The organism is Rhodococcus sp. T2V (genome assembly GCF_029269925.1).
In the GTDB taxonomy this organism is placed as follows: domain Bacteria; phylum Actinomycetota; class Actinomycetes; order Mycobacteriales; family Mycobacteriaceae; genus Rhodococcus_F; species Rhodococcus_F koreensis.
This window is the reverse complement of the sequence record NZ_JARJBD010000010.1, coordinates 13,573-33,666: the sequence shown is the minus strand read 5'-3', so window position 1 is coordinate 33,666 and position 20,094 is coordinate 13,573. Positions and strand designations below refer to the sequence as shown.

Below are 20,094 nucleotides of genomic sequence, written 5' to 3'. Positions count from 1 at the left end.
AGCTGTCAGTTCGCGGCCCCGTTCGGGAGTTCGAGCCAAGGCTCCGGATTCCTGACGTCACGGCCCCCGACGAATAGGAGGTGATCTGATGCTCTGGTACGTCGGTCGCCGTTTGCTCCAGATGATTCCCGTGTTCCTCGGGGCCACGTTCCTGATCTACGCGATGGTGTTCCTGCTGCCCGGAGACCCGATCGCGGCATTGGCGGGCGACAAGGCGCTCAGCCCCGCGGTGGCGGCGCAGCTCCGCGCCCGGTACCACCTCGACCAACCGTTCCTGATGCAGTATTTCCTGTATCTGAAGGGCATCTTCACGCTCGACTTCGGTACGTCCTTCTCCGGTCGCCCCGTCAGCGAGGTTCTGGCGCAGGCCTTTCCGATCACCATCAAGCTGTCTCTGATGGCACTGGCGATCGAGGGGATCTTCGGGATCGGCTTCGGCCTGTTCGCCGGGCTCCGCAAGGGCGGCATCTTCGACAGCACCGTCCTCCTCGTCAGCCTGGTGATCATCGCGATCCCGATCTTCGTCATCGGTTTCCTCGCCCAGTTCTTCATCGGCGTGAAGTGGGGGCTGGTTCCGCCGACGGTCGGGGGCAACACCAGCTTCAAGAATCTTCTGCTGCCCGCCTTCGTCCTCGGGTCCGTGTCGTTCGCGTACGTGCTCCGGCTCACGCGGACGTCGGTCGCCGAGAACCTCACCGCCGACTACGTGAGGACCGCGACCGCCAAGGGTCTTTCGCGGCGCCGGGTGGTGCAGGTGCACGTGCTGCGGAACTCGCTGATCCCGGTGGTCACCTTCCTCGGCGCCGATCTCGCCACCCTGATGGGCGGCGCGATCGTCACGGAGGGCATCTTCAACATCAACGGTGTCGGCGGCACGATCTATCAGGCGGTCACCCGCGGTGAGGCGCCCACGGTGGTGTCCTTCGTGACGGTGCTGATCGTCATCTATCTGCTCGCCAACCTGATCGTCGACCTCCTGTACGCCGCGCTCGACCCGAGGATTCGCTATGTCTGAGAAAGTGGAGAACGAGTCCGCCGGAACGGGCGACCGGAAGACCCGTCAGGCGCATTTCGTGGCGCCCGAGGAAGTGGCGGCGCCCGGGGAGACCGACGCCGTCCACATCGACCAGCCGCCGACGAGCATGTGGTCGGATGCCTGGCGCGATCTGCGTAAGCGCCCGCTGTTCCTGGTCGCATCGGTGATCATCGTCGTGGTGATCGCCGTGGCGGCGTTTCCGGACGTGTTCACCAGCACCGACCCGCGGTTCTGCGATCTCGCGTTCAGCATGCAGGGGCCGTCGGCGGGGCACTGGTTCGGATTCGACAAGCAGGGCTGCGACATCTACTCCCGCACGATCCACGGGGCGCGGGCGTCGGTGCTGGTGGGTGTCGGCGTCACGTCGATCGTGCTCGTGGTGGGCGTGGTGTTCGGTTCGGTCGCCGGGTTCTACGGCGGCGCGGTGGACTCGCTGCTGTCCCGGGTCGCCGACATCTTCTTCGGCATCCCGCTCATCCTCGCGGCGATCGTCCTGATGCAGCTGTTCACCAACCGCACCATCTGGACGCTGATCGTCGTCCTCGCCCTGTTCGGGTGGCCGCAGATGGCGAGAATCGCTCGGGGCGCGGTGATCTCGGCGAAGGGCAACGACTACGTGATGGCGTCGCGGGCGCTCGGCGTCTCGAACGTGCGCACCCTGATCCGGCACGTGCTGCCGAACTCCCTCGCTCCGATCATCGTGATCGCGACCATCTCCCTCGGCATCTACATCGTGGCCGAGGCGACGCTGTCGTTCCTCGGCATCGGGCTGCCGTCCACCGAGATCTCGTGGGGCGGAGACATCAGCACCGCCCAGGTCACCCTGCGCCAGGGTTCGCCGATCCTGTTCTACCCGGCGACCGCGCTGGCGATCACGGTCCTCGGCTTCATCATGATGGGCGACGCTCTCCGGGACGCGCTCGACCCCAAGGCCCGGAAGAGGTGAGCGCGATGACCGCGAACGATCCGGCCGGACCCCAGAATTCGGCCGACGAGGTGCCGCTGCTCGAGATCCGGGACCTGGAGGTGTCGTTCCAGTCCCATTCCGGGCTCGTGCCCGCGGTGCGTGGGGTCAGCCTCACGGTGTATCCGGGGCAGACGGTGGCTATCGTCGGTGAGTCCGGTTCGGGCAAATCCACCACCGCCCACGCGATCATCAACCTGCTGCCCGGAACGGGAAAGGTGACCGGCGGCCGGATCCTGTTCGAGGGGCAGGACCTCGCGGAGGCGACCGAGCGGGAGTTCGTCGCACTGCGCGGGAAGAAGATCGGCCTCGTCCCGCAGGACCCGATGTCCAACCTCAACCCGGTGTGGAAGGTCGGGTTCCAGATCGAGGAGGCGTTGGAAGCCAACGGGATCGCGAAGGGCAAGGCCGCGAAGGCGCGGGCCGCCGAGCTCCTCGAGGAGGCGGGCCTCGCCGACGCCGAGAACCGGCTGGGCCAGTATCCGCACGAGTTCTCCGGGGGCATGCGCCAGCGCGCGCTCATCGCCATCGGGCTGTCGGCCCGCCCGCAACTGCTGATCGCGGACGAGCCCACGTCCGCCCTCGACGTGACGGTCCAACGTCAGATCCTCGACCACCTCGACGGTCTCACCGACGAACTCGGCACCGCGGTCCTGCTCATCACCCACGACCTCGGTCTGGCCGCCGAGCGGGCGGAGCACCTGATCGTGATGAGCAAGGGACGGGTGGTCGAGGCGGGACCCGCGCTGGAGATCCTGCAGCGGCCGCGTCACCCGTACACCCGGAAACTGGTGGCCGCGGCGCCGTCGCTGGCGTCGCAACGGCGGAGTTCTTCGCTGGCCCGGGCGGACATCCGGGAGCACGCGCTCGAGGTGGTGGGCGAGGCCGAGGAGCACGGGCAGATCGGCGTCGAATTCGGCAAGGCCACCGACGACGTGGTCGTGGCCACCGGGCTGACCAAGGTGTTCAAGATCCGCCACGGGCTACGGAAGTCCACCGACTTCACCGCCGTCGACGACGTCTCGTTCGCGGTCCGGCGTGGGACGACCACGGCCATCGTCGGCGAGTCGGGGTCGGGCAAGTCGACGGTCGCGCAGATGGTGCTGGGACTGCTCGCTCCGACGGCGGGGAAGGTGGTGTTCGACGGCAAGGACGTCGCGACGCTGGACCGCAGGGAGACGCTCGCGTTCCGTCGGCGGGTGCAGCCGATCTTCCAGAACCCGTACGGCACGCTCGACCCGATGTACTCGATCTTCCGCACCGTCGAGGAGCCCCTGCGCACCCACAAGGTGGGGACGAAGGCGGAGCGGGAAGCGCGGGTACGCGACCTGCTGGACAAGGTGGCGCTGCCGGCTTCGGTGATGCGGAGGTTCCCGAACGAGTTGTCGGGCGGCCAGCGGCAGCGGGTGGCGATCGCCCGGGCGCTGGCGCTGCAGCCCGAGATGGTGGTGTGCGACGAGGCGGTGTCGGCGCTCGACGTGCTGGTCCAGGACCAGATCCTCACGCTGCTGAACGACCTGCAGGCGGAGCTGGGGCTGACGTACCTGTTCATCACCCACGACCTGGCGGTGGTGCGGCAGATCGCCGACGACGTGCTCGTCATGTCCGTCGGCGCGATCGTGGAGAAAGCCACCACGGACGAGGTCTTCACGTCGCCGAAGGAGGAGTACACGCGGAAGCTGCTGGACGCGATTCCCGGCGGATCGATCCGGCTCGGCGCCTGACCCGCGGCGGCGCCGGGTAGCGTTCCAGTACGTGAGCGACCCGTTGCAGCCCCTCGTCGACCTTCCCGGTGTCCGCGAAGCCGCGGACCGTGCGCGCGACGCGCTCGGCGCGGTTCACCGGCACAAGACCAACCGGCGCGGCTGGCCGACCACGGCGGCCGAGGCGGCGGTCCGGGCGGCCCGCGCCTCCGCGTCGCTGGACGGGGGAAGCACCGAACTGCCCGCCCCCGGCGAGGCCGGCGACCCCATCCTGTCGGGTGCCCTGCGCGTCGGGCAGGCTCTCGACGGTGACGCCCTCACGCTTCTGCAGTCCACGTGGCAGCGGGCGCCCCTGCAGGCCCTGGCCCGGCTGCATCTGCTGGCCGCGGCCGACCTCGTGGAGGATCAGGAATTGCTCGGCAGGCCGCGAGCCGGGTCCGGCGTCGCGGAGCGGCTGGACGGTCTGGCTCAGCTCGTGACGGGGGGCACCGCTGCACCCGCGCCCGTTCTGGCGGCGGTGGTGCACGGGGAATTGTTGACGCTGAGGCCGTTCGGGGTGGGCGACGGCATCGTCGCACGCGCCGCGTCCCGTCTGGTCTCGGTGTCGAGCGGACTCGATCCCCACAATCTCGGGGTTCCGGAGGTCAGCTGGCTGCGCCGGCAGCAGGCGTACCGCAACGGGGCAGCGGCCTTCGCCTCGGGCGAGCCGGACGGGGTCGGGAGCTGGGTCGTCCTCTGCTGCGGTGCGCTGGAGGCCGGAGCCCGTGAGGCCACGTCCATCGCCGAAGCGGCGGCAAGTTAACTCGTATCCGTTGCACTGCAACATGTTCCCGAACATGTGAAACGGGCGGCGCTGCCGACTGGTGTCGACTTCGCCGCCCGTTAGCACGGACAACCGGTTACCAAGCGTGCAATGGTGGGTTGTGTGGGTGGCCTCGGCGAGAGTCCGAATATCGTCGGGTCGTCCTTGCAACCTGTGCAGGGTCCTTGCCGGTGAAGACTCGAGTCTCGCAGGCCCACAACGCTTTTGCCCTTATAGTGGCTTATGCTTCGCGTGGGTACCTAGTGCCCGTGCTGGGAATCCTGGTCGGGAGATCGATCCTTCTCTTCTGGGTCGACCTTGGCCTTCCGTTCTTCCGTAACTCCTTTGTACCCCGTGACCCCCCTCACAGCAAGTATCAAATTAGGTTTGTGACCGTGTCGCGGGTTGCGGCGGTCAGCGCTTGCGGCGCAACACTCCATAGGTGAATGCACCCGCCACCAGGGCCCCGACGCTCACCGCGGCGGTGGTCGCCACGGTGGTCGCGGACGGCGCCTGGAGGCGCGCCCTGAGGGAGACCGGATTCGAGAAAGTCAATATGGGCCAACCGTTTCCGGCCGCGGCCTTCCGGAGCGCCCGGTCCGGGTTGACGGCCGTCGGGTGGCCGACCGCGGTCAGCATCGGCAGGTCGGTCACGGAGTCGGAGTAGGCGTAGCATGCCGACAGGTCGTAGCGGTGTTCGTCGGCCAGTTGCCGCATCGCCTCGACCTTGCCCTCGCCGTAGCAGTAGAACTCCACCTCGCCCGTGTAGAGCCCGTCCGCGACCGCCATGCGGGTGGCCATGCTGCGTGTCGCCCCGAGCGCTTCGGCGATCGGCGTCACCACCTCCTCGCCCGACGCCGAGACGACGATGACGTCGTGACCCCGCAACTTGTGGTCCGCGATGAGGTCGGCGGCCTCCGCGAACACCAGGGGGTCGACGATGTCGTGGAGGGTCTCGGCGACGACGGACCGGACCTGCTCCACGTTCCACCCCGCGCACATGCTCGTGAGGTAGGCGCGCATCCGCTCCATCTGATCGTGGTCCGCGCCCGACAGTAGGAACAGGAACTGCGCGTAACTGCTCTTGAGGACGGACCGTCGATTGATCAGGCCCTGGTCGAAGAACGGTCTGCTGAACGCGAGGGTGCTGGATTTCGCGATGATCGTCTTGTCGAGGTCGAAGAATGCGGCAACCCGACCCGTCTCGGTGTGTCGACCTGTCTTGGCACTTCTCTGTGGCTTCGCGGTCACAATGTCCAAGGATATGCGGACTTCGGCCCGGGGTGCGCGTTCCGTGCAACGGCCCGGAACAGGGGCGTTCGGTATCTCCGACACCGTAAAACATTTGAACAGTTGAACTTGCAAATACTGATCTGGGGAGGTGTAGTATTGCTGATGTCCGGATTTGATCCGGACGATGTTCAGCCCGACCCCCCGGGGCTGAACACTGACGACCCTCGCCTCCTCCCCCCCTGGCGAGGGTCGTCCTCTGTCTGTGGGCGCTCTGCCACTCTTCGTTTCCGCTCTCTAGAAATTGGTGCGGTAGTACCAGTTTTTATCCCCAGCCCCGAAGTTGTCCACAATTCGCACAGGGCACCTTTCCGCGGTCTCCGGCAGCGGGCACGCTCGCTGCATGGACGCACACGACGGTGGCAAAGTGCTGGTTCTGGTCGACGATCCGGCGCTGCTGCACAGCATCAGGCGCGTGGCGGCAGCGGCCGACCGGACGCTGAACGAGACCGACGTCGCCGACGCCCGGCACGCTTGGGGCAGCGCGCCGATCGTCGTGCTCGACGCGCGTGCCGCCGCCGCGTGCCGCAACCGGCTTCCACGCCGGCGGCGGGTCGTGCTGCTGTGCGACGGGCCGCCGGGCATCGACGAGTGGCGGATCGCGACCGCGGTCGGTGCCGAACACGTGCTGGCCGTGCCCGACGACGAGTCGGCCCTGGTCGCCGTTCTCGGCGAGCAACCCCAGCGGCCCGAAGCGGACGGAACCGTCGTCGCGGTGGTCGGCGGGTGCGGCGGAGCCGGAGCCTCCACCCTGGCGGCGGCGACCGCCCTCACCGCGGCGACGCGGTCGCAGCCCACGTTGCTGATCGACACCGACTCGTGGGGATCCGGGCTCGACGTGCTGCTGGGCATCGAGGACGTGCCCGGACTGCGGTGGTCGGGACTGTCGATCGAAGGCGGCCGGATCTCCTCGGGCGCGCTTCGGGACGCGCTGCCCGCCCACGGCGAGCACCTGCGGGTCCTCGCCTGCAGCAGGACCGGGCACGGCGCGGGACCGACGGCGGCCGCGGTCCGCGCCGTCACCTACGCCGGGCGTCACGCCGGCGACCTGGTCGTGTGCGACGTGTCGCGGTTCCCGGGCCCCGTCACGGAGGCCGTCCTCGAACTCGCCGACCTCGTGGTTCTCGTCGTGCCCGCGACCGTCCGGGCCTGCATCGCCGCGGGGAAGGTGTCGCAGTGGATCACCGAACGGAATCCCAACCAGGGACTCGTGGTCCGTGGCCCGGCACCGGGCGGGCTTCGCGGCGCCGACGTGGCGGACGTCCTCGACCTGCCGCTGATCGCGTCGATGCGCGCCGAGCGCGCGCTCACCGGAATGCTCGAACACGGCGGTCTGCGGCCGGGGCGGCGCTCCCCGCTGGGCGCCGCGGCCGAGGCGGTCCTCGACACCGTCGGCAGCAGACCGCGGACACGGGAGTGGGCGGCATGAGTTCCCTCGTCACCCCCGACCTCCTCGATAGGGTGCGCGAACGCCTCGCGCACACGTCCGGCGAGCCGACACCCGCGACGGTCGCCGCGGCCATCCGGACCGAGTCCGGCGGCGTGCTCGGCGACACCGACCTGCTCGGTGCGTTGCGGGTGCTCATGACCGAACTCACGGGCGCAGGCCCGCTCGAGTCGCTGCTGACCGAGCCCGGTGTCGCGGACGTGCTCGTCACGGCGCCGGACCGGGTGTGGGTGGACCGCGGCCGCGGACTCGAGCGCGCAGAGGTCCGGTTCACGGACGAAGCAGCCGTGCGCCGACTCGCCCAGCGACTCGCGCTGTCTGCCGGCCGCCGCCTCGACGACGCCCAGCCGTGGGTCGACGGAAGGCTGCGGGACGTCGGAAACGGTTCGTTCGGTGTACGGCTTCATGCCGTCCTCGCGCCCGTCGCTCAGGGCGGCACCTGCCTGTCGCTGCGGGTGCTGCGCCCGGCCACCCAGGGGCTGGGCGTGCTCGTCGCACGCGGTGCCGTGACCGAGGCGGCCCACGATCTGCTGGTGAAGATCGTGCACGCACGCCTCGCCTTCCTGGTCACCGGCGGCACCGGGGCGGGGAAGACCACGCTGCTGGCCGCGGTGCTGGGTGCGGTGGACCCGGCCGAACGGATCGTGTGCGTGGAGGACGCCGCGGAGTTGGCGCCGATGCACCCGCACGTGGTCAGGCTGGTGGCCCGGGCACCCAACGTCGAGGGAGTGGGCGAGGTGACCGTCCGGGACCTCGTCCGTCAGTCCCTCCGTATGCGACCCGATCGGATCGTCGTGGGCGAGGTGCGCGGCGCGGAGGTGGTCGACCTGCTGACGGCGCTCAACACGGGCCACGACGGCGGCGCCGGAACGGTGCACGCCAACTCGCCCGAGGAGGTGCCCGCCCGGCTCGAAGCGCTTGCGGCACTGGGCGGAATGGACCGCGCGGCGCTGCACAGTCAGCTGGCCGCCGCCGTGCAGGTGATCCTGCACGTCCACCGGTCGTCGAGTGGAGCGCGGCAGTTGACGCAGATCGGTGTCGTCACTCGTGACGAGCACGGACGCGTCACGATCGTTCCCGCCTGGAGTCACGACACGGGGGAGGGGCCGGCGGTGGACCGGCTCCGCCACTGGTGTTCTCGGCGGGAACCGTCGGCTTCTCCTCGGGAGGCGTCGTGATCGCAGGTCTGGTGGTGCTTGCGTGTGCGGTACTGGCGGTGCCGTCCGCGCGGTCGCGTCCGCGCTTGCTCGCGGTGACCGGACGGGGACGTTCCCGGCGGCGGATGCGTCTGCCGTGGGCAGTACCGGCGGCGGTCGTCTGCGCTCCGGTCGTGTACGAACTCGGCGGGATCTGCGCGGTTCTGGCGTCGGTGATCGTCTGTGCGACAGTGCGGTTCAGGTCGGTGCGACGTCGGTCGGTGAAAGCGAAGGACGCCGATCTGCGCGTCGTGCTGGCGGGCCTCGAGGTGGTGACGGCGGAACTTCGGGTGGGCGCGCATCCCGCCGCGGCATGTCAGACCGCGGCCGACGAATCGGTGGGCAGCGTGTCGGCGGCCTTCCGCGCCGCTTCGGCGCGCTCGCGGCTCGGGGGATCCGCCGCCGACGGGTTCCGGATCGCGGACTCCCGGGTCGGCGCCGAGTTGGGGCGGATCGCCGACATCTGGGCGGTGGCCGACGCGCACGGTCTCGCGCTGGCGGAACTGCTCGAGGCGGCGCGGACGGACCTGTTGGGGCGCAGTCGCTTCCGTCAGCGGACCGAGGCGTCCCTCGCTGGGGCGAGGGCGACGGCGACCGTGCTGGCCGGGCTGCCGCTCCTGGGTGTCGGTCTGGGTCAGATGATGGGGGCGTCCCCGCTGGCGGTGCTGTTCGGCGGCGGGGTGGGCGGCATCCTGCTGTTGCTCGGTGCGGGGCTGGTGTGCGCGGGACTGCTGTGGACCGACCGGATCACCGGGCGGGTGACGGGATGATCTGGGGCGCGGTACTTCTCCTCGCGTGCGCCGTGTTGGTTCTCCCCGCACCCAGATCGCCGGTGCGGCGCTTGCGCGGCGACACCGGCGGTCCGGGCGATGCGGTGGCCACGGCGGACGACCCCACGCGCCGCGAGGACCCACTCGCGACCGCCGCCGCCTTCGACCTGCTGGCAGCGTGCCTGCGCGCAGGGTTGCCGGTCGCGACCGCGGCGCGGGCCGTGTCGAGGTCCGCGCCGGCGCCGCTGTCGGAATCGCTCCGCCGCGCCGCAGACCTACTCGCGCTGGGGGCCGACGCGGCGACCGCGTGGGAGGCGGCGGCGTCGGACCCGGCCACCGAATCGCTCGCGCGGATGGCGCGACGGTCGGCGGCATCGGGTTCGTCGCTTGCCGGTTCGATGACGGAACTCGCCGCCGACGGCCGCACCCAGGTCGAGCACCTGGCGGCGGCATCGGCCGAACGGGCGGGCGTGCTCATCAGCGGACCGCTCGGGTTGTGCTTCCTGCCGGCGTTCATCTGCCTCGGGATCATCCCGGTCGTCGTGGGGCTCGCCTCGCGCGTGCTCGACGGCGGGTTGCTGTGACATGCAGGCACTTCCGGCGCAGAATCGCTGCGCCGGACACTCTGAAGGGGGAACATCATGAAACACGGAATCCGGTCTCTGGCGGCCGTGCGGGCACTGACGGCGCACTTCGCTCTGCTCGCGACGGACGAGGACGGCATGTCGACCGCCGAGTACGCCATCGGCACCATCGCGGCCGCGGCGTTCGGGGCCGTCCTGTACTCGGTCGTCACCGAATGTCAACTGATACTGTCGTCGCATGGACGTCGCGATTTATTGCCGGATCTCGCAGGACCGCGCCGGGGCAGGCCTTGGGGTCGAGCGCCAGGAAGCCGACTGCAGGGCGCTCGCTGAGCAGCTCGGATGGAACGTCGCACACGTCTACGTCGACAACGACGTGAGCGCGTACGGCAGCAAGCCGCGGCCGCAGTACCTCGCCATGCTCAAGGCCTTCGGGTCGGGCAAGTACCGGGGTCTGCTGAGCTGGCACACCGACCGGCTCTATCGGTCTATCCCCGACCTGTCGACGCTGGTCGAGGTGTGCGACGCGAACAAGATCGAGATTCGCACGGTGAAGGCTGGCGAGATCGATCTCTCGACGCCGACGGGGCGTCTCAGCGCGACCATGTTCGCGAGCATCGCACGGTACGAGGTCGAGCGCTCGGCTGAGCGGATCAAGAGCGCGAAACAGCAGCAGGCCCTAGACGGCAAGTTTCGCGGTGGTGCGCGGCCGTTCGGGTACACAGACGGCGGGATGGATCTCGAGCCCATCGAGGCCGAGGCGCTGCGGGACGCGGCCGAGCAGTTCCTGCGAGGCATCTCGCTCATGTCGATTGCGAGGCAGTGGGAAGAGAAGGGGATCACGACGGCGCGCGGCAAGCCGAAGTGGACCGTCACGGCGTTGCGAAAGGTGCTGATCCGGGCCCGTAACGCTGGACTTGTCGAGCAGGACGGGCGGATCATTGGGCCCGCGCAATGGCCGGCGATTTTCGACGCCGACACTTTGCACGCGATTCGAGCCATCATCGCCGACCCGTCGCGGCGTGTCAGCACGTCGTACGAGCGCAAACACCAGGGAGCCGGGGTCTATCGCTGCGGCGTCTGCGGGGACTCGATGAAGGTCTACACGATGCGCGGCGGCCGGAGCGTCTCGTACAAGAGCTACCGCTGCGCCGCAAAGCCTCACCTCTCGCAGCAGAAAGAGCCGCTAGACGAGTTCATCGACGAGGTGATCATTGCTCGCCTGTCTCGCGAGGACGCCGCGGGAATCCTTCACCGTGGCAAGGGTGTCGACGCCGTCTCGCTGCAGACCGAGCGCGAAGGGCTGCAGGCGCGCAAGAACCAATTGGCCACGCTCTTCACGAGCGGGGCGATCGATGGTTTGCAACTGAAGGCCGGGAGCGCCGACCTGAAGGCGAAGATCGACGACTTGGATAAGAAGCTCGCAGCGGCACGACGGTCGTCGCCTCTGGCGGAACTAGTTCTCGCTGGCGAGGACGTGCGGGCCGTGTGGGACGGGCTATCGGCCGACGTCCGCGGGAAGGTGATCGCCGAGCTCATGAATGTGGTGATCCTGCCTATCGGGAGTGGTCAGCGCCCGAAGGGTGGAGGGCTGGCAATGGAGCGAGTCAAGATCGAGTGGAAGGCCTGAGATGCCCAAGGCGCACAACGATATTCGGATCACCTGCAATCACGGGATCAACGAGGGTGCGGAAGAGTTCGTGCAACTGCTGCGCTATATGGATGGGCAGGGGGAGTGGTTGCCGGTGCGCAACCGCACCGTCGAGACTGTGACGTTGCTCGGTGACTCCGTAGAACGCGCCGCGGACTGGATGACCGACGCCCCTGCTCCGGGAGCTGAACAGGGCCCGCGCCGGGATCGGCACACATTCCGCTGTGACTGCGGGCGGCAAGTGCAGGCCCGCGACCGCAATCTGCGCGAGGCGCTAATGGAGCTCGACGCCGCGGGCATTCGCACGGTTTCACTGCCCGGGCTTGGTTACGCCGTCCAGCGTGCGGCGCGCCGAAAGCGGTAGCCCAACGCCGGGGCTGCTAGCATCTGTGACACGGCAGTGTCTGTGACACGCTCTACCGCCAGTGGCCTAGCGGCCCACCAACCTGGACAGCTCCAGGGCAATAACCATGCCCAGGAGCTGAAGTGTCCAGTATCCCCACAGCGCACGCACGCGTGGCAGGCCTCTCCAAGTTCCGGACCGCTGAGGATCCCGAACTAGTTGCAGCGAAGCAAGACCTCAAGGCACTTCGCCTCGAGGATTACGTCGCCCGCGTCGTGGCCGAGGCGCCGCCCCTGACCGTCGAGCAGCGCGACCGTATTGCCGCGATCCTGCAGGCCGGCGCTCGTGGGTGAGTGCCGGTGCCCGAGGAATTCATACCCATACGGCCGGCGCTCGTGAAACGCGTAGTCGACGGCAATGCCGCGATCGTCTATGCGTTGATCGAGTTCCGCTGCAAGGTGACGGGCGAGGACCGGATCGAGGACGAGTCCGGCCGATGGTGGCGCGCGCCCAGTCGCACGCTCTCAGAGGTGACGGGACTGACCGTTTCGCGGGTCGATACCGCGCTCAAGAACCTCCACAAGCGGGAGGCGATCGAGGCCGTACAGCACAAGATCTACGGTCCCGACGATCACGCGTTTTCGTACCGCGTCATACCGCTCTTACCTGCGATTCCTGAAATCCCCGAAGCGCTCTCAGCTGCGATTCCTGAAATCTCGGAGGCGCGCCCCCGAGATCTCCGAGGCGCGCCCCCGAGATCTCCGAAATCTTCCTCTTCTTTTAAGAAGAGAGAAGAAGGGGGGGAGCGCGTAACCGTTCCTGAGGCGATCTCGCCCGAGGCTTCGCCCCCACCCCGCTGCCCCAAGCACATCGACAACCCAACGACCGCAGCCTGCGGCGCGTGTGGTGACGCTCGGCGTGCTCGTGCGACATGGGACGCCGAGACGCTGCGCGCGGCGAAGGTCGCGACGTCAGCGGAGGCTCACGTGCGCGCCGAGGTCACTGCTCGCGGGATAGCCGAGTGCGACCTCTGCGACGAGTACGGCTATGCGAACCGTCGCGTCTGCAATCACAACCCAGCACAAGCCGAGACGAACCGAGCCGGCATCGCTGCCGTACGGGCCGCTCTCGCTGCAAAGAAGGCGAGCGCATGACACGACTCGACCGCACCGGTGAGCCCGTCGACGAGCACGAGGCCCGCGCCTCAAGTCGGGTCGCAAAAGCGGAACCCGCGCAGGTCCGCCCGCCGCACAATCCCGACTGCCGCTCGGGCTGGCTCGGCGCCGATCTCGACGACCGGCCTATTCCCTGCCTCCAATGCCGTCCGCACCTGGCGCGCATCGTCAACGCGAACGACAACGGGGTGACTCGATGAGGTCGGGACGGAGCCGCCGGTACGCCCGTTGTCACGAGGACGGGTGCGAGGCCAAGACTCGCGCGGCGTCGCAGCGTTGCCCGCGGCACCGCGGTCTACCGGCCATTGAGGTGCGCGGCGGCATCGTGCGTGTCGACACGTTGCGGCTCTCGCGGGCCGAGGCTCTCGCGCTCGCCGACTCGATCGTTGACGCCATCGAGGCAGCGCGGTGAGCCGAGTGAACAAGCCGACCTCACCCGAGGCGCTGGCCGAGACCGTCTCAGACCTCGATCGGCTGAGCATTCCCGTTGACGCGTCGATCTCGGACGCCAAGCGGCAGCTCGAGCGCCACTGCCTCACGGTCGGCCGGGCCCGCGTCAGCCTCGCGCAACGGGCACGGCAAGCGCGCGACGGGATCACGCCGCGCAAGCCGAAGGCGCAGGCCAAACCCATCGGGCCGCACTCGCTGCCCCGTGTGGGCCCGCTCGTCGCCGACCTCGTTGACGGGCGCCTCATCGATGCGGCGTGCGTCGGGCATCACCTGCTGTTTGAAGAGCGCCACGACCACGAGCGGGAGCCGGCCCGCGACGCTCGGCACCGCGAGGCCGTTGCGATCTGCCGACGATGCAACGTGCTCGACGCCTGCCGAGTTGTTGCGGATGAGCTCGGCGACCAGGCCGCGGGCGTGTGGGCCGGTGAGGTCCGATCCGATGGAAGCAAGCCAAAGCAATCGAAAGTGACAGCATGACAACACAATTCATGGCCGGGCGCGTATTGCAATGCCGGGCCGACCATTGCGGCAACGGCACGCGGGCCGACGACCGACTGTGTGCCGACTGCCGCCGCGAGCGGGCACTCGCCGCCGAGGCCGCGCTCGCCGCAGATGACGAATGGGTGACCCGACCTACCGCCGAGCCGATTTCGGGCCGCAGCGTTGATCTGGGCCCTGAGAGCGGGGGATCGCGGTGAGCGTCGGCGACACGTACCGGGCGCAGGGGCGACGACGGAGGCCGGCCGCGCGCCGCTGCCGCGCCCGCTCATACTGCGCGCACCTGACCCACCACCCGTCCGTGTTGTGCATCGAGCACCGCGGGATCGACACCACCACCGAAGGGGAACGCAATGCCTGAGTACATCAGCGCCGCAGACGAGCGCAGGGCAGCCGCGTGGACGTTGCGTCAGATCCGCGGGGATCTCGTCGGGGCGCAATTGGTGGCGGACGACGGGCCGATCAGCGCGCTTGCCGTGTTCCGCGCCTGCACCGCTGCCGCGCCGGACCTGTGGCTCGATCCTGACGCCGCTGCCGATCGGCTCGAGGGGCACGTTCGGCAGCTGCTCGAGCACGAGCACGGCATCGACGACGACGGGCGCAACGATGAGTGACTGGCCGCAACGCCTCGACCGCATGATCGCGATCTCGCTCGACGACGCACGGGAGATCGTGGCCGCCATTGACGTCCTCGAGACGCTGGCCAGACCCAAGGGGTCGAGCCTCTCGCACACGGTGCACGGCATTCGGTCCCAGCTCGCTTCGCTGTCGACTGACGCCGGTCCTGACGCCCACGTGAGAACGTCAGGACCGAATGACCTGGCGGCGTTGACTGCACGGCATGACGAGTTCATTCCTACCGACCAGGCCGCCGAGCTGCTCGGCTGCACGGCGGCCAACGTGCGCTATCTGGCGCGGGCCGGCCGGATCGGCGCTATCCGCAACGGTGGCCGGTGGTTCGTCTCGTCGTCCGATGCACACGAACTACTCGACGCCCGCCGCTGCGCGGGCTGAAAAAGGAGCCTGACCATGGCGAATCCCTTGATCCCGACCCAGACCGGCGATGTAATCAATGTGCCTGCGCTGCTCAACTCGCCGGCCCGCCTAACCGACCTGATTGCCAAGCTGACCGCCGAGCGCCTGCTGCTGGACAAGTTCTTTACTACCGGCGGTGTCGTCGCTGGTGGCGGCGTCCTGCACACGGTTCTCACCTCGGCGAACCAGTACCTCGCGGGCAATCCCGAAGAGCGCTCGCCCGGCGCGGAATATGTCATCCTGCGCGGCGACGAGCTGCGCGAACTGGCGACCGTGCAGGACTGGGGCGCGAAGGTCGAACTTCTCGACGAGGAGGAGCTTCGCAATGACTCGGTCTCGCTGGCCAACAAGCTGATTCAGCTCGCCAACAGCATCGCTCGCAAGCTCGATCAGGCTGCACTCGCCGCGATCGAGGCGTCGCTGACCCGGAACTCGGTCGCCAGCGTCAGCGGGCACTCATGGTCTTCGCTGGTAACGGTCGGTGATCCTGCGACGCTCACCGCGTCCGCCTTGCTTCCGACCGCCGACTTTGCCAATACCCAGCTCGCCGCCGATCTCGAGGACGTCGGGGTCACGTTCGACACGCTGGTGCTGCACCCGAACCAGCATGCCGCGCTCAAGATCGCCTACGCGGACAAGCTCGCCGCCGTGCTCGCCTCCGCCGGGCTGACCGTATTCAGCTCGAACCTCGTGACCGCCGGCACCGCGTACGCCGTCCAGAAGGGTCAGGCCGGCAAGGTGGCGTTCGAGACGCCGCTCAAGGTCGAGACCATCGACAAGCGCGAGAACCGGCTCAAGTGGCTCCAGTCGTACGTCACTCCCGCATTCGCCGTGTCCCGTCCGGGCGCGGTCCGCAAGATCACGGGATTGGCTGGCTGATGACCCGAACCGAGCGTGTGAACATCGTCGCGGCCGCAGTGGCCGACGGGCGGATTCCACCCGCACGGCGCGCATTCTGGCTGGCCCGCCTGCGCGACAGCCCGAGCACCGCGGCCGCCGAGATCGCCGGACTCACCGCGGTCCGGAGCGAGCCCGACATCGATACCTACTCCGCTCTATTCGGACACAAGGAGAACTGACATGCCTAGATTCGAGGGAAAGTACACCCCGCGCGGACAAGACGCGGACGTAGAGCTCGGGATCCGCTGGACGCCCGGCAGCAAGTACACCAAGATCGCCGGAACCAGGGTCCGGAACGTCTTGGGCACCGGCCGCCGACGGCGTCGATAGAGACTTCGGGCGTCAAACTCACTCCGGCCGCGTCAGGTAAACGCGGCGCAGGGGACGCATGGCCGGATAGCGGGTCTTGATCCTTTCTCCCGCAGTGACCCGACCAGCGCCCGACACCGCAACGCCCCGCCAGTCTCCGGATTGGCGGGGCGTTGTGCTGTCTCGGCGAGGCTCTGACCTGCGGCAATGCGAAGCGCAATAATATCCGGACCCCCCGGCTCTGAACTCCGCCACGGTCCAGTTCGGACGTCTCTCCCCACGTGCTGAGAATTTCCAGAAATTCAACGCCCCTCGCGCGCGTGCGCGACCCCCGGTAGGGCTCAGAGAGAGACCGGAGGGAACCGGCGGAGTCTCCGCAGGTGGTGGGGGTCCGGATAAAACGCCCGCCTATTCGCTGCAGGTGAGCGAGTTCTGAGCCCGCTGCATGAGCGTGACGGCCGTGACCCCGAGGGCGCCGGCGATCGCCTCGAGCTGGTCGAGCTCGACGTCCCTCTCAGCGCCCTCAATCGTGGCAATGGTCGCGCCGCTCAGGCCTGAGCGCCGAATCAGATCGGCGTGTGACATGCGTTTCCGCCCGCGCTCGGCTCGGATCTCGTCGGCGATCGCACGGCGAACGGCATCCATTCGGCTGCTCTTGGTGTCCACATTGCCGACCTAAGCACGGTGGCTCGCCGCTCGGACTCGATTCGGCGAGACCGACGCGCGATCGACTCGGACGAGTGCGAACACGAGAACGCCCCCGCCAGCGATCGACTGGCGGGGGCGTGCGGCTGCCTACTTGGCGATGACGCTCTTATGTGCAGGTTCGGCCGCGAAGGCGTCAACGTCCGCGATCACCGACTCGACCGTGCGCGTCGTGCTCTTGCCGCGACTGCAGAGCGTGCCCTGAAAGTCGAGGAGTTCGTCGAGGGCGACCACGAGGCCGGCCAGCACCGTCGGATCCTCGCCCCACGTCTTGCCGGCAATCTGTGCGATCCAATCGAGAACCTCGGCCGAGGTCACGCAAGAGCGCAGGTCGATCGAGTACCGATTGCCCGCGTGGGTCAGCGCGTAGTTCGCCACATCGAGCCGCCACGGCCCCCAATCGCCGGGGGGTGTGGGAGTGTTCAGGAGATCATCGAGCCCGGTCGTTGTCATGCCGCGATCATATGGGGCCGAGAGAGACTGGCTGCGCGCCACGCCCGTCGTTCTCGTTCCCCGACGGTCAAAAGTGAGGACGTAATCTTTCGGCGTCGGGAACACCGAATCCGCAGGAGGGTGATATGTCTCAGGAGTGGTCGGCGATCGAACGATCCGGGGTGCCGCGCATCGAGGACGTAAGTGCCAGTCCCGAACTAGGCGAAGGCCTGGTGAGGCTCGTAGTGAAGCTGTACCCGGACCCACCGGAGAAGTGGTCGGAGATCTTCGCCAACGAGCTCAGCACGCTCGGTGATGACGCAATGGACATTATGGGCAGCGGAATCTTGGGCGCCGACTTGCAGGGCCTCATTCGCGACAGCGACCTTGAGGACACCATTCGGAAGATCGACGAGGCCGCCGACGCCGCCAACGCCCGGTATGAAGCCGACGTTCTGCCTGAAGTGCAGCGGAAGCGCGAGGCTCGGGAGGCCGACAAGGCGTCTAAGGAGCAGCGCCAGCAAGCGCTGAACGATCGCGCGCAGGCCCTGGCGAAGCCGGACAAGTCGATTCGCGCAAGTCGCAAATGGTGACCTATAGCGCCTGAACAGCAGAGCGCCCCGCCGGTATTTGACCTGGCGGGGCGCTCGTTGTCCTGGTGGGCCTACCGGCAGTCGTCGGGCGAGGGGAGGGTCCGCTCGGTGGCAGCCTCGCGGAATGCTCGTGTAATGACTGCGAGCTGCGCCTCGGTCGCTGGCTTGCGGCGGCTCATGGTCTCCTCGAGCCATTCGGCTGCTGTCATCGGCGCCGTACGTTTCGCGTGAGTCGCGCCGCCCTGCGCCTTGACGACGTCGGCGAACAGGTCGGCGAGCGGCCGCCCCGTCGTCACTGACTGCCAGACGAGATCGGTAGCAGTGGGGCTGATGGATCCCTCGAGCAGGGTGGTGGGCGTGCTGCTGTCCATGTGTTCGTGGTGCTCTCTTCTGTGAGTGGTGCCGTTGATATGTCTCGGTTGCCCTGGTGGGCGTTACTGATTGAGCGAGGGCTGTGCAGCGAGTCACCGCACCTGCGTGGGTCGTGGGGTCCTACCGACTCCGAGCGGACACCGCATAGCGGTGCCTGTGCTACTGACCCCACCCCGGAACTTCCCACGAACCACGTCCCCGTATCGCGTCAGGCCAGCACGAATAGCCCGCCCTCGATGAGGTGCGAGCTTGTACCGGACCCTCACAAGGCCAGGCCTGACATCGATGTGAGAGCGCCCCCGCCGGTTCGGGGGATGAAGTACACCGGGCCGTCTCGGTTTGCGTCTGAGACGACGGGAGCGACGTGCAGGGGACACGGAACGTGGCGTGCAAAGCGCGGGCCGGTACGAGACCGGCCCGACTCAGCAGGTCACGGTCGGGTGAGCCTTGCCGTGATCACGTCGACGTCGTGCTCAGTCAGCACCGGCACCTCGCGGTAGCTGTGGGCGCTGAGACCGTGCTGCTCGGCGGCGTGCTCGAGCTCCCCGAGCGTGAGCCCGGCGGCGTCGATGACGTCGTCAGGATGGACGTCGAGCCTGTGAGCGGCCGTGTTGACCGAGATGAGGGCGCTCACGAGACGTACCAGCCGAGCGAGATCGCCAGGCGCAGGGCGCCGATCGTGGCGGCGTAGAGGCCGATGAGGGCGAGAACCGCGACGAAGGCGAGCAAGTACTCGAGCCTGTCGGCGGGCGTGGGTACACTTCTCTTACGGTGCATGACGGACTCGACTTCCGTTGTGGCCGAGGCCTTGGAAGAGTGTTGGCGCACTCTCCGAGGCCGTTGTCATTTAGACAGTGGAATTCTTACCCGCGTCGTCACCGGCGACAGCATCGTCACGGCGTTGACCAACATCATCGACAAAGCGCTGAACACCGCGGTGTGATGAGGTCCGCCGAGAACCTGCGCCGGTCGGAGGCGGGCGGCGTCACGGTGGAGGCGGCGATTGCGATCGTGTCGATCGTCGCGGTGGTCGTGCTGTGTGTCGGCGCGATCACCGCGGTGACGCTGCACGTCCGCTGTGTCGATTCGGCGCGCGAGGCCGCCCGGCTCGCCGCCCGCGGAGATCACGAGTCGGCGATCTCCGCGGCGGAGAGAGTGGCCCCGGGCGGCGCCGACGTGTCGGTACGGACCGAGGGGGAGTTCGTCGTCGCGACCGTGCGGGCACACAGCCCGCTTCTTCCGCTGGTGAACATCTCCGCGGAGGCGGTGGCCGCTCTCGAACCCGCGGTGCCGGGGTGGAGTGGGGGAAGTCGGTGAGGTCGGGGATCTCCGACGACCGCGGGGCCGCGACGGTGCTGGCGTGTTGTGCGCTCGCGGCCCTGGTGGTGGTCACGGCGATGTTGGTGCACGTCGGTTCGGCGGTGGCGGTGCGGCACCGCGCGCAGTCGGCCGCCGATCTGGCCGCTCTCGCCGCGGCGGTCGGTCTGGACCGCGGCACCGACGCGGCGTGCGACGCGGCGCGGGAGGTCGCGGGGCGGATGCGCACCGAGGTGGTGTCCTGTGAGGTCGACGACTGGGACGTGGAGGTCGCGGTCACCGCGCCGGTGCTCGTGTCAGTGCCGGGGGTCCGGGACGCCCGGGCGGTGGCGAGGGCGGGCCCCGCGGAGTGACGTCGACGGGGGAGCGGCACTGGTGACGCCCATCGCTCCAGCGTGCGCGGGGTTTCCCGGATTATGACCAGATCGGTAATAATCCCCGGCCGGAGAAGTATTGGACGGCATGGATCCTGTGATGCGAGTCTCACTGAAACGAGTTGGTTTCCATCCACACCACTCCCCT

At 68.3% G+C, this 20,094-nt stretch carries 30 protein-coding genes and 1 pseudogene; 26 read left to right on the top strand and 5 right to left on the bottom strand.

What is annotated here, in order from left to right:
- The first annotated feature begins 88 nt into the window (after window positions 1-88).
- The 4 genes from P3H15_RS11395 to P3H15_RS11380 are packed head-to-tail and all read left to right on the top strand — an operon-like array spanning window position 89 to window position 4,505.
- Entirely contained in the window at window positions 89-1,015 is a 927-nt protein-coding gene (locus P3H15_RS11395) for an ABC transporter permease (protein WP_276137330.1), read from the top strand.
- The gene (locus P3H15_RS11390; RefSeq protein ID WP_072938040.1) at window positions 1,008-1,982 is read left to right on the top strand and encodes an ABC transporter permease; all 975 of its coding nucleotides are present in this window, start codon (window positions 1,008-1,010) and stop codon (window positions 1,980-1,982) included. Before P3H15_RS11395 ends, P3H15_RS11390 begins: the two co-directional genes overlap by 8 nt.
- Window positions 1,979-3,724 carry an ABC transporter ATP-binding protein gene (locus P3H15_RS11385; protein WP_276137328.1) on the top strand — a complete coding sequence of 582 codons (1,746 nt, stop codon included), beginning with the start codon at window positions 1,979-1,981 and terminating at the stop codon, window positions 3,722-3,724. Before P3H15_RS11390 ends, P3H15_RS11385 begins: the two co-directional genes overlap by 4 nt.
- Window positions 3,725-3,755: 31 nt before the next feature.
- A complete protein-coding gene (locus tag P3H15_RS11380; RefSeq protein WP_072938038.1) occupies window positions 3,756-4,505 on the top strand; it encodes an oxidoreductase in 750 nt (249 codons plus the stop codon).
- Window positions 4,506-4,919: 414 nt separating this feature from the next.
- Here P3H15_RS11380 and P3H15_RS11375 read toward each other — a convergent pair whose 3' ends face one another.
- Window positions 4,920-5,756 (bottom strand): HAD-IB family hydrolase, encoded by an 837-nt coding sequence (locus P3H15_RS11375; protein ID WP_276137327.1) that lies wholly within the window; start codon window positions 5,754-5,756, stop codon window positions 4,920-4,922.
- Window positions 5,757-6,138: 382 nt separating this feature from the next.
- Between P3H15_RS11375 and ssd the strand changes: the two genes are divergently transcribed.
- The 18 genes from ssd (at window position 6,139) to P3H15_RS11285 (ending at window position 16,174) form a co-directional block, all read left to right on the top strand.
- Window positions 6,139-7,224: a septum site-determining protein Ssd gene (gene ssd / locus P3H15_RS11370; RefSeq protein WP_276137326.1), complete on the top strand. Its 1,086-nt coding sequence runs from the start codon at window positions 6,139-6,141 to the stop codon at window positions 7,222-7,224.
- Complete coding sequence (locus tag P3H15_RS11365) at window positions 7,221-8,420, top strand: TadA family conjugal transfer-associated ATPase (RefSeq protein WP_276137325.1); 1,200 nt, start codon at window positions 7,221-7,223, stop codon at window positions 8,418-8,420. Before ssd ends, P3H15_RS11365 begins: the two co-directional genes overlap by 4 nt.
- On the top strand, window positions 8,417-9,208 hold the full coding sequence (locus P3H15_RS11360) for a type II secretion system F family protein (RefSeq protein ID WP_276137324.1): 792 nt from the start codon (window positions 8,417-8,419) through the stop codon (window positions 9,206-9,208). Before P3H15_RS11365 ends, P3H15_RS11360 begins: the two co-directional genes overlap by 4 nt.
- The gene (locus P3H15_RS11355; protein ID WP_276137323.1) at window positions 9,205-9,792 is read left to right on the top strand and encodes a type II secretion system F family protein; all 588 of its coding nucleotides are present in this window, start codon (window positions 9,205-9,207) and stop codon (window positions 9,790-9,792) included. Before P3H15_RS11360 ends, P3H15_RS11355 begins: the two co-directional genes overlap by 4 nt.
- Window positions 9,793-9,849: 57 nt before the next feature.
- A complete protein-coding gene (locus P3H15_RS11350; RefSeq protein ID WP_276137322.1) occupies window positions 9,850-10,125 on the top strand; it encodes a DUF4244 domain-containing protein in 276 nt (91 codons plus the stop codon).
- Window positions 10,031-11,422, top strand: a complete 1,392-nt coding sequence (locus P3H15_RS11345) for a recombinase family protein (RefSeq protein WP_276137321.1) — start codon at window positions 10,031-10,033, stop codon at window positions 11,420-11,422. The genes P3H15_RS11350 and P3H15_RS11345 overlap by 95 nt, the downstream gene beginning before the upstream one ends.
- A 1-nt stretch (window position 11,423) precedes the next feature.
- A complete protein-coding gene (locus P3H15_RS11340; RefSeq protein ID WP_276137320.1) occupies window positions 11,424-11,807 on the top strand; it encodes a hypothetical protein in 384 nt (127 codons plus the stop codon).
- 122 nt (window positions 11,808-11,929) lie between these two features.
- Window positions 11,930-12,139, top strand: a complete 210-nt coding sequence (locus P3H15_RS11335; protein ID WP_276137319.1) for a hypothetical protein — start codon at window positions 11,930-11,932, stop codon at window positions 12,137-12,139.
- A gap of 6 nt (window positions 12,140-12,145) precedes the next feature.
- A complete protein-coding gene (locus P3H15_RS11330; RefSeq protein ID WP_276137318.1) occupies window positions 12,146-12,940 on the top strand; it encodes a hypothetical protein in 795 nt (264 codons plus the stop codon).
- On the top strand, window positions 12,937-13,161 hold the full coding sequence (locus P3H15_RS11325; RefSeq protein WP_276137317.1) for a hypothetical protein: 225 nt from the start codon (window positions 12,937-12,939) through the stop codon (window positions 13,159-13,161). The genes P3H15_RS11330 and P3H15_RS11325 overlap by 4 nt, the downstream gene beginning before the upstream one ends.
- On the top strand, window positions 13,158-13,373 hold the full coding sequence (locus tag P3H15_RS11320) for a hypothetical protein (protein WP_276137316.1): 216 nt from the start codon (window positions 13,158-13,160) through the stop codon (window positions 13,371-13,373). Before P3H15_RS11325 ends, P3H15_RS11320 begins: the two co-directional genes overlap by 4 nt.
- A 5-nt stretch (window positions 13,374-13,378) precedes the next feature.
- The gene (locus P3H15_RS11315) at window positions 13,379-13,888 is read left to right on the top strand and encodes a WhiB family transcriptional regulator (RefSeq protein WP_276137315.1); all 510 of its coding nucleotides are present in this window, start codon (window positions 13,379-13,381) and stop codon (window positions 13,886-13,888) included.
- The gene (locus P3H15_RS11310) at window positions 13,885-14,109 is read left to right on the top strand and encodes a hypothetical protein (protein ID WP_276137314.1); all 225 of its coding nucleotides are present in this window, start codon (window positions 13,885-13,887) and stop codon (window positions 14,107-14,109) included. Before P3H15_RS11315 ends, P3H15_RS11310 begins: the two co-directional genes overlap by 4 nt.
- A 153-nt stretch (window positions 14,110-14,262) precedes the next feature.
- Complete coding sequence (locus P3H15_RS11305) at window positions 14,263-14,523, top strand: hypothetical protein (RefSeq protein ID WP_276137313.1); 261 nt, start codon at window positions 14,263-14,265, stop codon at window positions 14,521-14,523.
- 22 nt (window positions 14,524-14,545) lie between these two features.
- Window positions 14,546-14,923: a helix-turn-helix domain-containing protein gene (locus tag P3H15_RS11300; RefSeq protein WP_276137312.1), complete on the top strand. Its 378-nt coding sequence runs from the start codon at window positions 14,546-14,548 to the stop codon at window positions 14,921-14,923.
- 15 nt (window positions 14,924-14,938) lie between these two features.
- On the top strand, window positions 14,939-15,823 hold the full coding sequence (locus tag P3H15_RS11295) for a major capsid protein (protein WP_276137311.1): 885 nt from the start codon (window positions 14,939-14,941) through the stop codon (window positions 15,821-15,823).
- Window positions 15,823-16,023 carry a hypothetical protein gene (locus tag P3H15_RS11290; protein ID WP_276137310.1) on the top strand — a complete coding sequence of 67 codons (201 nt, stop codon included), beginning with the start codon at window positions 15,823-15,825 and terminating at the stop codon, window positions 16,021-16,023. Before P3H15_RS11295 ends, P3H15_RS11290 begins: the two co-directional genes overlap by 1 nt.
- 1 nt (window position 16,024) lies before the next feature.
- On the top strand, window positions 16,025-16,174 hold the full coding sequence (locus P3H15_RS11285) for a hypothetical protein (RefSeq protein WP_276137309.1): 150 nt from the start codon (window positions 16,025-16,027) through the stop codon (window positions 16,172-16,174).
- Between the two features lie 387 nt (window positions 16,175-16,561).
- On the opposite strand, the gene P3H15_RS11280 is transcribed toward P3H15_RS11285, so the two are convergent.
- Entirely contained in the window at window positions 16,562-16,798 is a 237-nt protein-coding gene (locus tag P3H15_RS11280; RefSeq protein ID WP_276137308.1) for a helix-turn-helix domain-containing protein, read from the bottom strand.
- A gap of 150 nt (window positions 16,799-16,948) precedes the next feature.
- On the bottom strand, window positions 16,949-17,311 hold the full coding sequence (locus tag P3H15_RS11275; RefSeq protein ID WP_276137307.1) for a hypothetical protein: 363 nt from the start codon (window positions 17,309-17,311) through the stop codon (window positions 16,949-16,951).
- Window positions 17,312-17,436: 125 nt separating this feature from the next.
- Here P3H15_RS11275 and P3H15_RS11270 point away from each other — a divergent pair, with 125 nt between their 5' ends.
- Window positions 17,437-17,883 (top strand): hypothetical protein, encoded by a 447-nt coding sequence (locus P3H15_RS11270; protein ID WP_276137306.1) that lies wholly within the window; start codon window positions 17,437-17,439, stop codon window positions 17,881-17,883.
- Between the two features lie 71 nt (window positions 17,884-17,954).
- Here the strand turns inward: P3H15_RS11270 and P3H15_RS11265 are convergent, their stop codons facing one another.
- The gene (locus tag P3H15_RS11265) at window positions 17,955-18,254 is read right to left on the bottom strand and encodes a hypothetical protein (RefSeq protein ID WP_276137305.1); all 300 of its coding nucleotides are present in this window, start codon (window positions 18,252-18,254) and stop codon (window positions 17,955-17,957) included.
- A gap of 431 nt (window positions 18,255-18,685) precedes the next feature.
- Window positions 18,686-18,889, bottom strand: coding sequence for a hypothetical protein (locus tag P3H15_RS11260; RefSeq protein WP_276137304.1), 204 nt, complete (start codon window positions 18,887-18,889; stop codon window positions 18,686-18,688).
- A gap of 225 nt (window positions 18,890-19,114) precedes the next feature.
- Here P3H15_RS11260 and P3H15_RS11255 point away from each other — a divergent pair.
- The 3 genes and pseudogenes from P3H15_RS11255 to P3H15_RS11245 all read left to right on the top strand — a co-directional run.
- Window positions 19,115-19,198, top strand: a pseudogene (locus tag P3H15_RS11255) (DUF4244 domain-containing protein); the annotation flags it as partial.
- On the top strand, window positions 19,198-19,572 hold the full coding sequence (locus P3H15_RS11250; protein WP_276137303.1) for a TadE family type IV pilus minor pilin: 375 nt from the start codon (window positions 19,198-19,200) through the stop codon (window positions 19,570-19,572). The pseudogene P3H15_RS11255 and the gene P3H15_RS11250, both read left to right, overlap by 1 nt.
- Complete coding sequence (locus tag P3H15_RS11245; RefSeq protein WP_276137302.1) at window positions 19,569-19,925, top strand: Rv3654c family TadE-like protein; 357 nt, start codon at window positions 19,569-19,571, stop codon at window positions 19,923-19,925. Before P3H15_RS11250 ends, P3H15_RS11245 begins: the two co-directional genes overlap by 4 nt.
- Window positions 19,926-20,094: the final 169 nt, after the last annotated feature.